Annotated in this window: 12 protein-coding genes; all 12 read left to right on the top strand. The window is 68.0% G+C overall.

Annotated elements, in window-relative coordinates; translation table 11 throughout:
- The first annotated feature begins 29 nt into the window (after positions 1–29).
- Positions 30–2,306 carry a 5-methyltetrahydropteroyltriglutamate--homocysteine S-methyltransferase gene (gene metE / locus LQ564_RS11485; RefSeq protein WP_231058251.1) on the top strand — a complete coding sequence of 759 codons (2,277 nt, stop codon included), beginning with the start codon at positions 30–32 and terminating at the stop codon, positions 2,304–2,306.
- 128 nt (positions 2,307–2,434) lie between these two features.
- Positions 2,435–4,795 carry a M28 family metallopeptidase gene (locus LQ564_RS11480; RefSeq protein ID WP_231058250.1) on the top strand — a complete coding sequence of 787 codons (2,361 nt, stop codon included), beginning with the start codon at positions 2,435–2,437 and terminating at the stop codon, positions 4,793–4,795.
- A gap of 111 nt (positions 4,796–4,906) precedes the next feature.
- Entirely contained in the window at positions 4,907–6,682 is a 1,776-nt protein-coding gene (locus LQ564_RS11475; protein ID WP_231058249.1) for a YbhB/YbcL family Raf kinase inhibitor-like protein, read from the top strand.
- A 165-nt stretch (positions 6,683–6,847) separates the two neighbouring features.
- Positions 6,848–8,116: an efflux RND transporter periplasmic adaptor subunit gene (locus LQ564_RS11470; RefSeq protein ID WP_231058248.1), complete on the top strand. Its 1,269-nt coding sequence runs from the start codon at positions 6,848–6,850 to the stop codon at positions 8,114–8,116.
- Between the two features lie 25 nt (positions 8,117–8,141).
- Positions 8,142–8,846: an ABC transporter ATP-binding protein gene (locus tag LQ564_RS11465; protein WP_231058247.1), complete on the top strand. Its 705-nt coding sequence runs from the start codon at positions 8,142–8,144 to the stop codon at positions 8,844–8,846.
- A 13-nt stretch (positions 8,847–8,859) separates the two neighbouring features.
- On the top strand, positions 8,860–10,170 hold the full coding sequence (locus LQ564_RS11460; RefSeq protein ID WP_231058246.1) for an ABC transporter permease: 1,311 nt from the start codon (positions 8,860–8,862) through the stop codon (positions 10,168–10,170).
- 19 nt (positions 10,171–10,189) lie between these two features.
- The gene (locus tag LQ564_RS11455) at positions 10,190–11,422 is read left to right on the top strand and encodes an ABC transporter permease (protein ID WP_231058245.1); all 1,233 of its coding nucleotides are present in this window, start codon (positions 10,190–10,192) and stop codon (positions 11,420–11,422) included.
- Between the two features lie 23 nt (positions 11,423–11,445).
- Complete coding sequence (locus LQ564_RS11450; protein ID WP_231058244.1) at positions 11,446–12,777, top strand: sigma-54-dependent transcriptional regulator; 1,332 nt, start codon at positions 11,446–11,448, stop codon at positions 12,775–12,777.
- Positions 12,774–14,132, top strand: a complete 1,359-nt coding sequence (locus LQ564_RS11445) for a sensor histidine kinase (protein WP_231058243.1) — start codon at positions 12,774–12,776, stop codon at positions 14,130–14,132. Before LQ564_RS11450 ends, LQ564_RS11445 begins: the two co-directional genes overlap by 4 nt.
- The gene (locus tag LQ564_RS11440; protein WP_231058242.1) at positions 14,129–14,722 is read left to right on the top strand and encodes a glutathione S-transferase family protein; all 594 of its coding nucleotides are present in this window, start codon (positions 14,129–14,131) and stop codon (positions 14,720–14,722) included. The genes LQ564_RS11445 and LQ564_RS11440 overlap by 4 nt, the downstream gene beginning before the upstream one ends.
- A 133-nt stretch (positions 14,723–14,855) precedes the next feature.
- On the top strand, positions 14,856–15,632 hold the full coding sequence (locus LQ564_RS11435) for a spermine/spermidine synthase domain-containing protein (protein ID WP_231058241.1): 777 nt from the start codon (positions 14,856–14,858) through the stop codon (positions 15,630–15,632).
- A gap of 191 nt (positions 15,633–15,823) precedes the next feature.
- A complete protein-coding gene (locus LQ564_RS11430; protein ID WP_231058240.1) occupies positions 15,824–18,256 on the top strand; it encodes a TonB-dependent receptor plug domain-containing protein in 2,433 nt (810 codons plus the stop codon).

Genomic DNA, 18,256 nt, shown 5'->3' with positions numbered 1-18,256 from the left:
ATGGCTCCAACATCAACAGGACCATTGCCATGACCATCACGCACAACCTCGGCTTCCCCCGCATCGGCGCCCGCCGCGAACTGAAATTCGCACTCGAGCGTCATTGGCAGGGCGCCGCCACCGCAGCCGAACTGGAAACCCAGGCCGCCGAGCTGCGCGCCCGCCACTGGGCCCGGCAATCCGCGCTCGACCTGGTCCCCGTCGGCGATTTTTCGTTCTACGACCAGGTGCTCGACACGAGCTTCCTGCTCGGGAATGTCCCTGCTCGCGCCCGCAGCCACGGCGGCACGCCGCTCGACCAGTACTTCCGCGTCGCCCGCGGCCGCGCCGCCAGTGACAGCGCCTGCGGCTGCGTGCACGCCGGCGAGATGACCAAGTGGTTCGACACCAACTACCACTACATCGTCCCCGAGTTCGACGCATCGACCACCTTCGCCCTCGACACCACGCGGTTGCAACAGCAGCTGCGCGAAGCGCTGGACCTGGGCGTGCGCGCCAAGCCGGTGATCATCGGTCCCCTCACCTATCTCTGGCTCGGCAAGTCGAAGGATGCGAGCGAGCGCCTGGCGCTGCTGCCCGCCCTGCTGCCGGTGTACGCCCAGCTGCTCGACTGGTTGAAAGCGGAAGGCGTCGACTGGGTGCAGGTCGACGAACCGGCCCTCGTCACCGACCTCGATCCGGCATGGCGCCAGGCCTGCCAGGACGCCTACGCCGCTCTGCAAGGCCACGGCCCCAAGCTGCTGCTGGCCACCTATTTCGGCCCGCTGGCCGACAACCTGGCGCTGGCTTGCGCCCTGCCGGTGGCCGGCCTGCACCTGGACGCCATCAACGCGCAGGACGAAGTCGCGGCCGCGATCGCGCTGCTGGACGAGAGCAAGGTGCTGTCGCTCGGCGTCGTCGACGGCCGCAACATCTGGAAGACCGACCTGCACGCCACCCTGGCCTGGCTTGAACCGGTGGCGCGCCAGCTCGGCGAGCGCCTGTGGATCGCGCCATCGTGCTCGCTGCTGCACGTGCCGGTGGACCTGGAAAGCGAAACGCATCTCGACCCCGAAATCCGCTCCTGGCTCGCCTTCGCCGTGCAGAAGCTGGAAGAACTGCGCCTGCTGGCCTGCGCTCTCGACCACGGCAGGGTCAAGGTACAGGAAGCGCTATTGGCGAACGCCGCCGCGGTCGACCGCCGCCGCGCCTCCAGGCGCGTGCACTCGCCGGAGGTCGCGCAGGCCGTCGCCGCCATCACGCCGGACCTGGGCCGCCGCGCCAGCCCGCACGCCCAGCGCCTGACCGAACAGGCGGCGCTGCTGAACCTGCCCAGCTACCCCACCACCACGATCGGCTCCTTCCCGCAGACGCTTGACATCCGCCAGGCGCGCCAGCAATTCAAGCGCGGTGAACTCGACGCGCAAGGCTACCGCGCCGCCATGCAGGCCGAAATCGCGCGCTGCATCAAGGCGCAGGAAGACCTGGGCCTGGACGTCTTCGTGCACGGCGAGGCCGAGCGCAACGACATGGTCGAGTACTTCGGCGAGCAGCTCGAAGGCTATGCCTTCAGCGCCAACGGCTGGGTGCAGTCCTACGGCTCGCGCTGCGTCAAGCCGCCCATCCTCTACGGCGACGTGCGCCGCCCGCGCCCGATGACGGTCGAGTGGACCGCCTACGCCCAGTCGCTCACCGAGAAGCCGATGAAGGGCATGCTCACCGGCCCGGTCACGATGCTCAACTGGTCGTTCGTGCGCGACGACCAGCCGCGCGCCGCCACCTGCCGCCAGCTGGCCCTGGCGATCCGCGCCGAAGTGCAGGACCTGGAACGCGCCGGCGTGCGCATCATCCAGATCGACGAAGCCGCGCTGCGCGAAGGCTTGCCGCTGCGGCGTGCGCACTGGGATACGTATCTCGACTGGGCGGTCGAGTCCTTCCGCATCGCCGCCAACGGCGTGCGCGACGCGACCCAGATCCACACCCATATGTGCTACTCGGAGTTCAACGACATCATCGCGGCCATCGCCGCCATGGACGCCGACGTGATCACCATCGAGACCTCGCGCTCGGACATGGAGCTGCTGGGCGCATTCGACGACTTCCGCTACCCGAACGGCATCGGCCCCGGCGTCTACGACATCCACTCGCCGAACGTCCCGAGCCGCGCGCAGATCGTCGGCCTGATGCGCAAGGCGGCCGCGCGCATTCCGCCGGCGCAGCTGTGGGTCAATCCGGACTGCGGGCTCAAGACGCGGCGCTGGGAAGAGGTGCTGCCGGCGCTGGAAAACATGGTGGCGGCGGCGCGGACGCTGCGCGAAGCCGCATAGCACCGTTTATCGGCCGGGCGCGCAATCCAGTCGCCCAAGAAAGCCGTTCGTCGGAAATGGAAAGATCGACAAGGATGCCGGTGGCTATGCTGCCGTCTCTCCGTCAACTTCATCCGACCAGGACGCCCATGCCCTCCACCCGCCCGCTTGCCGCCGTCTGCCTCGCCCTCTTCGCCGCCGGCGCAGCCGGCGCCCAGGTCCCCGCCGCATCGACCCTGGCCGGCCAATGGCGGTTCGAGACGGCGGTCGGCGCCAGCACCAGCAACGGCGTCACTACCGACGAGATGGGCCAGGGCATCTTCACCATCACGCGCAGCGGCAAGGGCCTGGCCGGCACCATCTCCTGGCTCGACGAACGGGGACACGTGACGTCGGCGCGCCAGGTCGAAGGCCGCCTGACTGGCGCCGGCGCGGTCTTCACCCACGGCGGCAAGCGCGTGACCAGCGGCCGCAATGGCCGCGACATCGTCGCCGACGTTACCATCCGCTGGACCTTGCAGGCACAGGGAGACCGGCTGGTTGGCCAGCGCCTGGTCGAAACCGACGAGGACGAACCCAAGCCGGTGACCGGCGTCCGGGTCGCCGCGCGCGACCTGCGCCCGCTCGCCGCACTGCTGCCCGCCCCGGCTGCCGCGCCATCGAACGAACCCGCGGGCGAGGCCGGACGCGGCCCGTCGACGCCGGAAGAACGCGCGCGCGTGCTGCGCATCGCGCAGGAGGCGCAGCAGCGCCCGCGCGAGGCCATGCAGCGCGACGGCGCCTGGCTGAAAGCCTGGGTCGAGGCCATCCCCGACCTGTCCATCGACTATGGCAGCACCGCCTACACCTGGCTCAAGGGCGCCGCCCACCCGGAGGCGCGCGACGCACTGAGGTTCCAGTACACCGCCAGCGCGATGGCCTTCCAGATCCGCCATCCGGAATCCGCGCAGCAGCAGGCCGCCATCGACGACGCCGCGATGGACGGCGTGCTGCACGCCTACGCCACCCTGCTGCGCCGGCAAGCGGCGCCGGCCTCGCCCGCGCTGGACCGGGCCCTGGCCGCCCGCGACAAGGGACAGCTGGCCGCCTTCCTCGCCGGCCTGTCCGGCCGCGATCCGCTGCCGGCGTCGTTCAGCGGCATGGACGCATCCGGCGCTGCCGATCCGGCCGTGCGCCGCATGCTGGCCCTCGGCCAGTCCGAACCGCGTGCGATGGAATGGCTCGACATCCTCAGCAACCGCTTCGGCGGCCGCATGACCGGCAGCGACGCCTATACCCACGCCGCGGCCTGGACCCGCAGCCAGCTGCGCCAATGGGGCATCGAGGCCGAGCTGGAAGAGGCAGGCCAGGTGGCGCTCGGCTTCAACCGCGGTCCGTGGACGGCGCGCATGGTGGCGCCGGTCGAACAGCTGCTCCGCATCGCGACGCCCGCCTACACGGCCGGCACCAGAGGCGTGCAGCACGGCCTCGCCGTCATCGGCCCGGCCACCCTGGACGAGGCGCAGGCGCGCGCCGCGCAGTTCAGGGACAAGTGGGTGCTGATCGGAGGCTTGAGCAGCGGCAGCGGGCGCGATGGCGAGTACCGTCACCAGCCGCGCGCCATCATGCGCGCGCTCGAGCAGGCCGGCGCCCTGGGCACCATCCAGGCCGGCGAAGAACCGCTGTCCTCCGGCGCCGCCGCGCCCACCAGCTGGGACGCCCTGCCAAACCTGCCCGACATCAAGCTGGCCGAATCGCAGTACGCCGACATCAGGCGGCGCGTGGCCGCAAGCGAAGCGGTGACGCTGGAATTCGACATCCGCAACTGGTTCTACCCGGGGCCCGTCGCCTACCACAACGTGATGGCCCGCATCCCTGGCGCTGAAAAACCCGAGGAGATCGTCCTGCTGGGCGCCCACCTCGACAGCTTCGACGGCGCCGCCGGCGCGGCCGACAACGGCGCCAACGTCGCCACCATGCTGGAAGCGATGCGCCTGCTCGCCGCCGCCGGGATCAAGCCGCGCCGCACCATCATGCTGGCCGCCTTCGCCGCCGAAGAAAACGGCCTGACAGGTTCATCGGCCTTCGCCCGGCAGCACGCCGTCCGCCTGCCCGGCGTCGTCATGATGCTCAATCGCGACGGGCGTCCCGGCGCCATCAGCGGCATGACCATCCCGTCGGCCTGGAACAGCGTGTTCGCCCGCGTCGAGCAGGACCTGCGCGGCGTCCACCCGGCTTTCGCCTTCGAGGCCGGCATCGACGACACGCCGCGCGAGCGCGCCGCGGGACGCACCGGCAGCGACGACATCGTCTTCGCCGCGCACGGCATCCCCACGCCACGCTTCTCGGTGCTGACCGACTTCGACTACGGCCAGGTGCACCATACCGTCGCCGACACCTACGACAAGGTGCTGCCGTTCCGCTCCGCCCAGCAGTATTCGGCGATGGCGATCGCCGCCATCGCCTGGGAGGTCGCCAACGCGCCGGAAGCCATCGCGCGCGCGGGCTATTACCGGAGCGCCGCGCCGTGAGCTGACCCGCCGGCGCGACCGGCTGCGTACGTTCGCCCACATACCGCCGCGCGACACTCTGGCACGATCCCTTTTCACATCCATATAACATGACGAGGGAGAGTTACCAAAATGAAACGCGCAGCGACAGCAGCGGTACTCGGCCTGGCGGTCAGCGCGGCCTTCGCCCAGCAGGGCGACGGCACGCGCGCATCGGCCACGGCCAACATCTTCAAGCCCAACAAGGTCGAGGCCACGCCCGAGCGCATGCGGGGCATCAAGGCGCCCGCCGGCTTCACGGTGACGCCCTTCGCCACCGGCCTGAAGAACGCGCGCATCATCACGGTGGCGCCGAACGGCGACATCTACGTCAGCCGCCGCGACCAGGGCGACGTGCTGCTGCTGAAGGACGCCAACGGCGACGGCCGCGCCGACGGCGCGCCGATCGAGGTCGCCAACCGCGCCGGCGCGCACGGCATGGCGATCAAGGACAACAAGTTCTACCTCGTCACCGTCAAGGAACTGTTCGTCGCCGACATCAAGCCGGACGGCCGCTTGGGCGACCTGAAACTGCTGGTCGGCGACCTGCCGGATTCCGGCCAGCACCCGAACCGCACCATCGCCTTCGGCCCGGACGGCATGCTCTACCTCACCGTGGGCAGCACCTGCAACACCTGCAACGAAAGCAATCCGGAAAACGCCACCATCCTGCGCCTGTCGCCGGACGGCCAGCAGCGCAGCATCTGGGCCAGCGGCCTGCGCAACACCATCGGCTTCGACTGGCATCCGCAGACCGGAGAATTGTGGGCCTTCGATCATGGCATCGACTTCCTCGGCGACGAGCAGCAGCCGGAAGAGGTCAACAAGATCGAGATGGGCAAGATGTACGGCTGGCCGCACGTCTATGCCGGCGGCGAGATCTACCCGCAGAGCACTCCGGTCGGCGAGATCAAGAAGGAAGAGTGGAAAGCACGCAGCCAGCCGATGGTGGTCGGCTACACCGCCCACGCCGCGCCGATGCAGATGGTGTTCGGCTACCGCGGCGGCTTCCCGGCCGAATACGCGAACGATGCGTTCGTGACCATGCGCGGCTCCTGGAACCGCGCCCAGGCATCCGGCTACGAAATCGTGCGGGTGCGCTTCGCGAACGGCCAGGCGCAGTCGGTCGAACCTTTCGTCACCGGCTTCCTGACCGACGGCGGCAAGACCCACATCGCGCGTCCCGTGGGCCTGGCCTGGGCCAAGGACGGTTCGCTGCTGATGGCGGACGATGCCAACGGCGTCATCTACCGCGTCGCCCACAGCGCCGGCAAGCCGGGCAAGCTCACCGCCATGGCGCCTGCCGGCCCGATGCAGCAGCAGGCCAACAAGGGCAATAACGTGCCGCTGGCGAACAAGCGTGCCGAGACCCAGTCGCAGGGCACGCTGTCGGTCAGCTCGCCGAGCTTCAAGGCGGGCGGCGCGATGGACCAGAAGTACAGCGAATACGCCGACGGCGTCTCGCCGGCCTTGACGTGGAAAGCGGTGCCGAACGCGAAGTCCTACGCCATCGTGATGGAAGACCCGGATGCGAAACCGATGACGCCGTTCGTGCACTGGCTGGCCTGGAACATCCCGGCCAGCGTCACCAGCCTGCCCGAGGGCCTGCAGGAGCAGCCGCGCCTGACCGATCCGGAAGGCGTGCTCCAGGGCCGCAACACGCGCGGCTCGATGGGCTACACGGGGCCGAAGCCGCCGGTGGGCGACAGGCCGCACCACTACCACTTCCAGGTGTATGCGCTCGACAAGATGCTCGACGTGCCATGGGGCGCGGACCGTGACCAGCTGCTGCAGGCGATGCAGGGCCACGTGATCGGCAAGGGTGAAGTGATGGGCACCTACGCGCAGAAGCAGAAGCCGCTTAAATAACGGTCGCGACAAGCCGCATACCGACGTGTCCGCGAACGGTCGGACACCCCCACGCGGACAGCCCGGACACCTCGTCCGGCCTGTCCGTTTCCTTATGAATCAATGACTTAATAGCTGGCACGGATCATGCAATAACGACCGCATCACGTCGTTACTGGACACATCATGATCCGCGATACATCACAACAAGACGCCGTCCTCACCCCGGCGCCCGTCCACACCATCAAGCGCCGCGCCCTGTGGGTGGGCGGCGCGGTCGTCCTGGTCGCCGTCACCGTCGCCGTGCTGGGCGCCTGGAGCAGCAGCGAGCATTCGGTCAACGAGAGCCGCCTGCGCATCGCCGAAGTCACCCGCGGCACCCTGGTGCGCGACGCCGCGGTCAACGGCCGCGTCGTGGCCGCCGTCAGCCCCACCCTGTATTCGACCGCGCCGTCCACCGTCAACCTGAAGGTCGCCGCCGGCGACACCGTGAAGAAGGGCGCCGTGCTGGCCGAGCTGGAGTCGCCCGACCTCACCGATGCGCTCAAGCGCGAAGTGTCCACCTACGAGCAGCTGAAAGCCGAAGTCGCGCGCCAGCAGATCCTGGCGCGCAAGCAGAAGCTGCTTGCGCAACGGGAAGCCGACACCGCCGAAATCGATCGCCTGTCGGCCCAGCGCACCCTCGAGCGCTACGAGGGCGTGGCGCAGGTCGGCATCATCGCCAAGATCGACTACCAGAAGGCCAAGGACGCCCTGAACTCGGCCGAGATCCGCGCCCGCCACGCGGCGCAGGCGGCCAGCCTGGAAGGCGACGACGTCCAGCTGGCCCTGAAAACCAAGGTCAACGAGCTGGAACGCCAGCGCCTGTCGATGGCGAATGCCCAGCGCCGCGTCGACGAGCTCACCGTGCGCGCGCCGGTCGACGGCTTCATCGGCACCCTGAACGTCCAGAACCGCATGGTGGTCGCCGCCAACGCGCCCCTGATGACCCTGGTCGACCTGTCCAAGCTCGAAGTCGAGGTCGAGGTGCCGGAATCGTACGTGGCCGACATCGGCCTCGGAATGAACGCCGAGATCACCCTGCCGTCCGGGAAAGCGACCGGCAAGCTGTCGGCGCTGTCGCCGGAAGTCGTGAAGAACCAGGTGCTGGCGCGCGTGCGCTTCGACGGCGAACAACCGAAAGGCCTGCGCCAGAGCCAGCGCGTGACCGCGCGCCTCTTGATCGAGGAGCGTCCCAACGTCGTGATGCTGCCGCGCGGGCCGTTCGTGGAGAGCGAGGGCGGACGCTTCGCCTACAAGGTGGTGGACGGCATCGCCGTGCGCACCCCGGTCCAGCTGGGCGCCACCAGCATTTCCGCCGTCGAGATCCTGTCCGGCCTGCAGCCCGGCGACAAGGTGGTCGTCGCCGGCACCGATACCTTCAACAACGCCAACCGTGTGTCGATCAACCGCTAAGTCCAATACGAACGAGGAGAATCCCATGCTGCGCATGACCAACCTGAGCAAGGTGTACCGCACCCACATGATCGAGACCCACGCGCTGCGCGGCTTCGAGATCGAAGTCAAGCCGGGCGAATTCGTCACCGTCACCGGCCCCTCCGGCTCCGGCAAGACCAGCTTCCTGAACATCGCCGGCCTGCTGGAGGAATTCACCTCGGGCGAGTACGTCCTCGACGGCGTCAACGTGAAGGGCCTGGACGACGCGGCCCGTTCGCGCCTGCGCAACGAGAAGCTGGGCTTCATCTTCCAGGGCTTCAACCTGATCCCCGACCTGAACCTGTTCGACAACGTCGACGTTCCGCTGCGCTACCGCGGCTTCAATGCGCGCGAGCGCAAGGAGCGCATCGAGGACGCGCTGTCGAAAGTCGGCCTGGCCTCGCGCATGAAGCACTACCCGGCCGAGCTGTCCGGCGGCCAGCAGCAGCGCGTGGCGATCGCGCGTGCGCTGGCCGGCAGCCCGAAGCTGCTGCTGGCCGACGAACCGACCGGCAACCTCGATACGCAGATGGCGCGCGGCGTGATGGAGCTGCTGGAAGAGATCAATGCGGCCGGCACCACTATCCTGATGGTGACCCACGACCCGGAACTGGCCGTGCGCACCCACCGCAACGTGCACATCATCGACGGCCAGGTCTCGGACCTGGTGCGCAAGGGCCCGTCCCTGGTCGACAAGGCCATGGCATAAGGAGCGGCGAGTCATGTTCTCCTACTACTTCACTCTCGGCGTGCGCAGCCTGCGCCGCAATCCGGCGCTGACCGCGCTGATGGTGCTGACCCTGGCCATCGGCGTGGCGGCCAGCGTGTCGACCCTCACCATCCTGCACGTGATGTCGGCCAACCCGATCCCGCACAAGAGCGACCGCCTGTTCGTGCCGCTGGTCGACAACGGCTCGCCCGAGAACTGGGTTCCGAGCGAAGGCCCGAACGACCGGCAACTGAGCTACCCGGACGCCGACAACCTGCTGCGAAGCGGCGTCGGCGAGCGCCGCACCGTGATGTACAACGTGGGCGTCGCGATCGAACCGCCGCGCAGCGACATCCCGGCCTTCAGCTCCACCGGTCTGGCGCCGACGCGCGATTTCTTCGCCATGTTCGACGTGCCTTTTCTGCACGGCCAGCCGTGGAGCGCGGCCGACGACCAGCGCGCCGCCGACGTCGTGGTGCTGAGCCGCGAGATCGCCGAAAAACTGTTCGGCGACGCCAGCCCGGTCGGCAAGCAGGTACGCATGAAGGGCACGCCCTACACCGTGGTCGGCGTGATCGACACCTGGGCGCCGCTGCCGCGCTTCTACAAGCTGATCGGCGGCCAGCGCTTCGGCAACGGCGAGGAATTCTTCATCCCCTTCTCCAACGCGATCCGCCATGAGATGGTCCACAACGGCAGCATGAGCTGCAGCGGCAGCCGCGACCCGGGCTGGGCCGCCCTGCTGGCTTCCGAATGCACCTGGCTGCAGTTCTGGATCGAGGCGAAATCGAGCAGCGACCGCGCCGAGGTGCAGTCCTTCCTCGACAGCTACGCCAATGAACAGCGCAAGCTGGGCCGCCTGAAACGCAATGCGCCGAACATGCTGTACAACGTGATGGAGTGGATGGAAGAGATGAAGGTGGTCGGCAACGACAGCAAGCTGGCGGCCTGGCTGGCCTTCGGCTTCCTGGTGCTGTGCCTGGTGAACACCGTCGGCCTGCTGCTGGCGAAGTTCTCGGTGCGCGCTTCCGAGGTCGGCATCCGCCGCGCCCTCGGCGCCTCGCGCCGCGACGTGTTCCAGCAGTTCCTGATCGAGACCGGCGTGGTCGGCCTGGTCGGCGGCGTGCTGGGACTGGTGCTGGCCTTCGCCTTCCTGGCCCTGATCGGCATGCAGAGCAAGGGCATGGCGGCGGTCGCGCGCATGGACCTGCAGATGCTGGCCCTGACCTTCCTGATGTCGGTTGCAGCGGCCCTGCTGGCCGGCCTGCTGCCGACCTGGCGCGCCTGCCAGGTGACGCCGGCGATCCAGCTGAAATCGCAATAACGCATACCGGAGACTCATCATGGAAATCCGTCCCATCCTGTCCGCCCTGCTGCGCAACAAGACCGGCCCGATCCTGGTCGCGCTGCAGGTTGCCCTGAGCCTGGCGATCCTGGCCAACGCCCTGCACATCGTCGAGGAGCGGCGCGCCGTCGCCGCGCGCCCCACCGGCCTGTCGGACGAGGCCTCGACCTTCTACTTCCGCGTGCGCAACCTGAGCAGCGACGGCCCCGAGCTGATGCTGGCCAATATCAAGCGCGAGCTCGCGGTGCTGCGCGCGGTGCCGGGCGTCGCCTCCGCCGCCAAGGTGTCGCAGATGCCGGTCTCGCGCAGCGGCAGCACCACCAGCGTCACGGCCGACCCGCGCCAGCAGCGCGAGACCGCGCCCGCCTCGCAGTACGTCTCCGGCGATTCGCTGATCAAGACCTTCGGCCTGAAGCTGGTCGAAGGGCGTGATTTCCTGCCGGGCGAAATCACCGAGATCAACGAGAACGCAAGCCGCGAACTGCCCAAGCAGATCATCGTCACCAGGGCGCTGGCCGAGAAGCTGTGGCCCGGCGCGCCGGCGGTGGGCAAGCAACTCTGGTTCGGGATCGGCGACGCCGCCCAGTCCTTCGAGGTGGTCGGCGTGGTCGAACGCCTGCAGTCGGCCCACGCCGACGTCGGCGAAACCGCCGAGTTCTCGGTCATCATGCCCACGACCCTGTACGGCCAGCCCGGCAATCTGTACGCGATCCGCGCCGAACCCGGCCAGCGCGACCGCGTCATCAAGGAAGCCGAGGAGGCGCTGCGCAAGTCGTCCAGCACCCCGATGATCCTGCGCACCACCACCGTCGAGGACGACCGCAAGGACCGCTACCGCGCCGACGTGGCGCTGTCGTGGATGCTGATCGTGGTGAGCGTGCTGCTGCTGCTGGTCACCAGCAGCGGCATCGTCGGCATGGCCAGCCTGTGGGTCACCCAGCGCCGCAAGCAGATCGGCGTGCGCCGCGCGCTGGGCGCGCGCAAGCTCGACATCCTGCGCTATTTCATCACGGAGAACGTCTTGATCACCAGCGCCGGCGTGTTCGGCGGGGTGCTGCTAGGACTGGGCCTGAACCACCTCCTGGTGTCGAAGCTCGAGATGGCGCGCCTGCCGCTGCACTATCTGGTGGGCGGCGCGGTGGTGTTCTGGGCGCTCGGCATCCTGGCCGCCTACGGTCCGGCGTGGCGCGCGGCCAGCATCTCGCCGGCGACCGCCACCCGCAGCGCCTGAACAGCAATGGTATCCTTGTCGCCATGCCCACCGTTCTGATCATCGACGACAACGCCGCGGTCGCCATCGCGCTCGAGGTCCTGTTCTCGCTCCACGACATCGCCGCGCTGCGCGCCGCCTCGCCCGAGGAGGGACTCGACATCCTCGGGCGCGAGGCAGTGGACCTGGTGATCCAGGACATGAACTTCACCCTGGACACCACCTCGGGCGAGGAAGGCGTCGCGCTGTTCCGCGAGATCCGCCGGCGCCACCCGGACCTGCCGGTGATCCTGCTCACCGCCTGGACCCACCTGGATGCGGCGGTGGAACTGATCAAGGCCGGCGCCGCCGACTACCTGTCGAAACCCTGGAACGACGAGCGCCTGCTCACCACGGTCACCAACCTGATCGAGCTGGGCCAGGCCAACCGGGCGCTGGGCCAGCGCCTGCAGCGCGAACGCAAGGCGAAACGGGAACTGGAACAGAACTTCGACCTGCGCGGCCTGGTCTGGCAAGACCCGGCCACCGAGCGCGTGCTCACCCTGGCCTGCCAGGTGGCGCGCGCCGACGTGCCGGTCTTGATCACGGGGCCGAACGGCACCGGCAAGGAGCGCATCGCCGAGATCATCCAGGCCAACTCGCAGGTAGCAAGCGGCCCCTTCGTGGTGCTGAACTGCGGCGCCCTGCCCTCCGAGCTGATCGAGGCCGAGCTGTTCGGCGCCGACGCCGGCGCCTACACCGGCGCTTTGAGGCCGCGAGAGGGCAAGTTCGAAGCGGCCGACGGCGGCACCCTGTTCCTCGACGAGATCGGCAACCTGCCGCTGGCCGGGCAGATGAAGCTCTTGCGCGTGCTGGAGACGGGGCGCTTCGAACGCCTCGGCTCGAACCGCGAGCGCCAGGTCAAGGTGCGCGTGATCAGCGCCACCAATGCGGACTTGTCCGCCATGATCCGCGCCGGGACCTTCCGCGAAGACCTGTTCTACCGCCTCAACGTAATCGAACTGCGCCTGCCGCCGCTCGCCGCGCGTTCCGGCGACATCCTGCCGCTGGCGCTTTCCTTCCTGCGCGGGAAGACTCTGCATCCGCTGGCGGAAAGCGCGCTGCTGGCCCACGGCTGGCCCGGCAATGTGCGCGAGCTGAAGAACGTGATGGCGCGCGCCAGCCTGCTGGCGCAAGGGGATGTGATCAAGGCGGCGGATCTCGGCCTGCCGCTGGTGGCCGGCGCCAGCCAGGACGCGGAGCCGGACCGCGACGCCATCGTCCAGGCGCTGGCGCGCGCAGGCGGCGTGGTGGCTCAGGCGGCCGGCGAACTCGGACTGTCGCGCCAGGCCCTGTACCGGCGCATGGAACGGCTCGGCATCGCGCGCGGCGCATGAGCGCGGAAAAACGCACAGGCTTTCGTCTCTCCCTGGTCACGCGCTGGTCGGCGCTGGTCGGCACTCTGCTGGCCCTCGGCATGCTGATCGCCCTCGGCCTGGACTACTTCTTCCCCGGCCACCCGGTGCTGGTGTTCTGCGCCTGCCTGCTGGCCATCGTCCCGATCGCCATCATCACCATTCGCTCGCAGATCCAGCCGATCCTGTCGCTGTTCCGCGCGCTGGAAGGCACGGTGGCGAGCTACCGCGACGGCGACTTTTCCTTCAGCCTGCACTGGCCGCAGAACGACGAGCTGGCCGACCTGATCGCGGCCCACAATGAACTCGGCAACGTGCTGCGCGAGCAGCGCCTCGGCCTGGTGCAGCGCGAGCTGCTGCTCGATACCATGGTCCAGAATACGCCCGTGGCGATGCTGCTGGTGACCGATTTCGGCCCCGGCAGCGGCGCCATCGTCTACGCCAACCTGGCGGCGCGCCAGCTGCTGTCGAACGGCCGCAAGCTGGAGGGCCACCAGCTGGGCAGCGTGCTCGAAGGGGCGGCGCCGGCCTTGAAGGAAGCGCTGGCGCGCGGCGGCGACGGCCTGTTCACGGCGGGCGAGGCCGAGGACGAAGAGGTCTACCACCTGGCGCGTTCGAGCTTTACGCTCAACGGCCGCCGCCACGAGCTGCTGCTGCTGCGCCACCTTACCCTTGAGTTGCGGCGCCAGGAGGTGCAGACCTGGAAGAAGGTGATCCGCGTGATCAGCCATGAACTCAACAACTCGCTGGCGCCGCTCACCTCGCTGGCCCACTCCGGCCAGGAACTGGTGCGGCGCGGCCAGACCGAGCGCCTGCCGCAGATCCTGCAGACCATCGGCGAGCGCACCCGCCACCTGGAAAGCTTCATCCTCGGCTACGCGCGCTTCGCCAAGCTGCCGGCGCCGCGCCTGGAAGCCTACCCCTGGGACGTATTCGTCGACCGGCTGGCCGACCAGGTGGCATTCCGCCTCGCCGGCGAGCTGCCCTCGGCGCCGGCCTGGATCGACGCGGCGCAGATGGAACAGGCCCTGCTCAACCTGCTGAAGAATGCGCACGAATCGGGCTCACGGCCGGAAGACGTCGAGCTAAGTGTCCGGCGCGTGCAGGATGCGCTGCGCATCGACGTGCTGGACCGCGGCGCCGGCATGAGTGACGCCGTGCTCACCAACGCCCTGGTCCCCTTCTATTCGACCAAGCGCAGCGGCACCGGCCTCGGGCTTGCCCTGGCGCGCGAAATCGCCGAAGCCCACGGCGGCCGCATCCTGCTGTCCAACCGCGAGGGCGGCGGCCTGGCCGTCACCCTCATCCTTCCCACCCTGCCCGGAACCGCGCCATGAAGATCATCGGTAAAACCACCTCGATCAACGTCCGCAAGGTCCTGTGGACCTGCGCCGAACTCGATCTGTCCTACGACCGCGAAGACTGGAACGAGAGCCACGCCTCGCTCAATCCGAATGCGATGGTGCCGGTGCTGGTCGACGACGGCTTCGTGCTATGGGAATCGAATACGATCTGCCGCTACCTGAGCAACAAGCACGCATCGTCGCTCCTGCCGGACGACGCGCAAGGCCGCGCGCGTGTCGAGCAATGGATGGACTGGCAGTCGACCGAGCTGAATACCGCCTGGCGCTACGCTTTCATGGCGCTGGTGCGCAACTCGCCGGCGCACCAGGACCCGGCGCAGATCGAAGCGGGCATCGCCAACTGGAACCGCCACATCGGCATCCTCGAGGTGCAGCTGGCCAAGACCGGCGCCTACGTCACGGGAGAGGAATTCACCCTGGCCGACATCGTGCTCGGGCTGTCGGTGAACCGCTGGATGATGACGCCAATGGCGCGGCCGGATTATCCCAACGTCGCCGCCTACTACGACCGTCTGAACGAACGCCCCGGCTTCCGCGAGTTCGGCAGGAACGGGGTTGCGTAGGGTGGACGGGTCCCCCGTCCGCGCGTTCGACTCCCGCATGAGCCGCCACTACGCGTCCGGGAGCTGAACGCGCGGACGGCGAAGCGCGATCCAGTCCACTGGACTGGCTCGCCCGTACGGTATCATCCGCCCCATGCCTCCCTCGTACTCCCGCATCGATCCCCGCTTCGCCGCCCCCGGCCACCCGCCCGCCAACATCGACGAATTCGAGGGCGTGCGCTTCCTCCACCTCGGCACCTCCTGGGTGCAGGGCGCGATGCGCCTGTCCAAGCCCGACGCCATCGAGCTCGAATACGTGCAAATGATGATGATGTGGACCCTGTTCCAGCACGCCCCGCGCCGCATCGTCCAGCTGGGCCTGGGCAGCGCCGCGCTGACCAAGTTCTGCTACCGCCGCTTCCCCAACGCGCGGGTACAAGCGGCCGAGCTGAACCCCAACGTGATCGCCATCTGCCGCGCCCTGTTCGGCCTCCCCGAAAACGACGCGCGTCTCGACGTGCGCGAGATGAACGCGCTGGACTTCGTGCTCGACGCCGGCAACCACGGCAAGGTCGACGTCCTGCAGGTCGACCTCTACGACCACGACGCGCGCGGCCCCGTGCTCGATTCGCTCGACTTCTACCAGGGCTGCTACGACTGCCTGAGTGAAGACGGCATCATGACCGCCAATGTCTTCGGCGACTTCAACAGCTACGACAAGAACCTGCTCACCATGCAGCAGGTCTTCGACGCCGTGGTCTGGCTGCCCGAAGTGCACGACGCGAACATCGTCGTTCTCGCCTTCAAGCACGCCCCGCAGATCGACTTCGCCGTGCTGTACGAGCGCGCGGGCGAGATCCGGCGCCACCTCAACCTGCCCGCGAAAAAGTGGGTCGACGGCCTCAAGGAGTGGATGCGCGACCACGCCTGAATGCCACATCTTGTCCACCTTGTAAACCACCTCCCCCTGCATTTTCGTCAATACGCATAATTTACGAAAAGTGTTGCGAACGGCACAGTTGACACTTGTACTTACAGAAATGTTTGCGCAGAATCAATTCTCTGTGGTTATGGACGACTTAGTTTTCGTCATGACGATCCAACTCAACACAAGGGGACAAGATGGCAGACCAAGGGAAGAAACACGCCTTGCTGGCGACGGCGCTGGTATCGGCGATGGCATCCGCATTCGCACAGGAAGCCGCAAACAACGCGGCGCAGCTGGACACCGCGACGGTGGTGGTGCTGGGCTCGCGCACCCAGGCCAAGACGGCGCTCGACACCGCGGTGCCAGTGGGCCTGATCAGCGCCAAGGACTTGCAGACGGCCGGCTCGCTCGAACTGGGCAAAGTGCTGCAAGACCTCGACCCGTCGTTCAACTTCACGACCACCTTCATCAGCGACGGCACCGACATCATCCGCCCCGCCACCCTGCGCGGCCTCGGCCCGGACCAGCTGCTGGTGCTGGTGAACGGCAAGCGGCGCCACCAGCAGGCCCTGGTCAACGTGCAGCAGACCATCGGCCGCGGCTCGGCCGGCACCGACATCAATGCGATTCCGCTGTCGGCGATCCAGTCGATCGAGGTGCTGCGCGACGGCGCGGCCGCGCAGTACGGGTCGGATGCGATCGCCGGCGTGATCAACATCGTGCTGAAAAAGGGGGCGACCGACACCCAGCTCAGCGCCAGCGCCGGCACCACCAAGGAAGGCGATGGCGACACCTACACGGCCAGCGCGCACAAAGGTATGACGCTCGGCGCCGACGGCGGCTACCTGAACCTGTCGGCCGAGTGGCGCGACCGCGACGAGACCAACCGCGCCGGCGTGGACACGGCGCGCGTGAATCCGCCGCGCGTGACCCAGCGCATCGGCGACAGCAAGGCCAAGGACGTCTACGCCTGGCTGAACGCGGCGATACCAAGCGGCGGCGGCGAATTCTATACCTTCGGCGGCGCGTCGAAACGCAAGGGCGACGCGGCGGGATTCTTCCGCACCGCGGAGGACGGGCGCAACGTGCCGTCCGTGTATCCGAACGGCTTCCTGCCGAACATCATCACCACCGTCAAGGACGCCTCGCTGGCGGTCGGCTACCGCCATGACCTGACGGGCGACTGGAGCGTGGACCTGAGCGTCAACCACGGCCGCAGCGAACTCGCCTTCCACGAACGGAACTCGATCAACGTCAGCTACTTCTACGAGAACGGCAGCTCGCCGCTGGAGGCCGACACCGGCAAGCTGAAGTTCGACCAGACCACGCTGAACCTCGACTTCAAGGGTTCGATGAACGTCGCCGGCAGCCCGCTCTACATCGGCGCCGGCTTCGAATGGCGCCGCGATAACTACCAGATCGTCGCGGGCGACCCGGTCTCCTACCAGTACGGCCGCACCAACAACCCCGCCATCATCATCCGCGACCAGACGGGCGGCATCGCGGCCTCGGGCATCCAGGGCTTCCCGGGCTACACGCCGGGCACCGAAGTCGACGACGGCCGCCACAACACCGCCTACTACCTCGACCTGGAGCGCAAGATCGACGCGCTGTCGCTGGGCGCGGCGGTGCGCCACGAACGCTACTCGGACTTCGGCAACACCACCATCGGCAAACTGAGCCTGCGCTACGACCCCTCGCGCACGATCGGCCTGCGCGCCAGCGGCTCGACCGGTTTCCGGGCGCCGGGCGTGCAGCAGAAGTTCTACAGCTCGGTGTCGACCAACCTGAATGCGGCCGGCGTGCTGACCGAGACCCTGACCGCGCGTGAGAACAGCCCCGTCACGCGCGCCTTCGGCATCGCGCCGCTGCAGGAAGAGACGTCGAAGAGCGCCAGCATCGGCATGATCCTGCGCCCGACCAGCAACTTCTCGGTGACGGCCGACCTGTACCGCACCAACATCGACGACCGCATCGTGTTCTCGTCGAACATCGCGCCGGAGTCGGGCTCCTGCCCGAGCGCCGCGGCCTGCCCGATCCGCGCCATACTCGATCCGCTGCGCGTCGGCCAGGCCCAGTTCTTCACCAACGCGATCGACACCTCGACCACCGGCTTCGACCTGGTGGCCCAGCACACCACGCGCGGCCAGGGTTCGACGCTGATCCTGTCCGGCCAGCTCGGCTTCAACCGCACCAAGGTCAAGGACCGCCACTCGCAATCCTCGGTGCTCACCGGCGCCCAGCTGTTCGACGACACCCAGGTGACGCTGATCGAGAAAGGCCAGCCGCGCCAGCACCACGTGGTGGCGGCCGACTACACCACGGGTCCGTGGAATGCGACGGCGCGCGCCAACTACTTCGGCGAAGTCGAGGGACAGGGTTTCACGCCAGGCTTCATCCAGACCTGGGACGCGAAGTGGATCGTCGACCTGACGGCACGCTACAGCTTCACCCGGAAACTGAGCCTGTCGCTGGGCGTGAACAACCTGTTCGATACGTATCCGACCAAGTGGGATCCGGTCAAGGCGGCGCCGTTCCCGCAGCTTGGCTTCACCTACTGCTGGGAGACCTGCCCGTTCGGGGTGAACGGCCGCTCGATGTACGCGAAGGTCGATTACGCGTTCTGA

Origin of the sequence: Massilia phyllostachyos, from assembly GCF_021044825.1 — a bacterium.
Taxonomy (GTDB): Bacteria; Pseudomonadota; Gammaproteobacteria; order Burkholderiales; family Burkholderiaceae_D; genus Telluria; species Telluria phyllostachyos.
The sequence above is the reverse complement of the archived record's forward strand: the minus strand, read 5'-3'. Positions and strand labels throughout refer to the sequence as shown.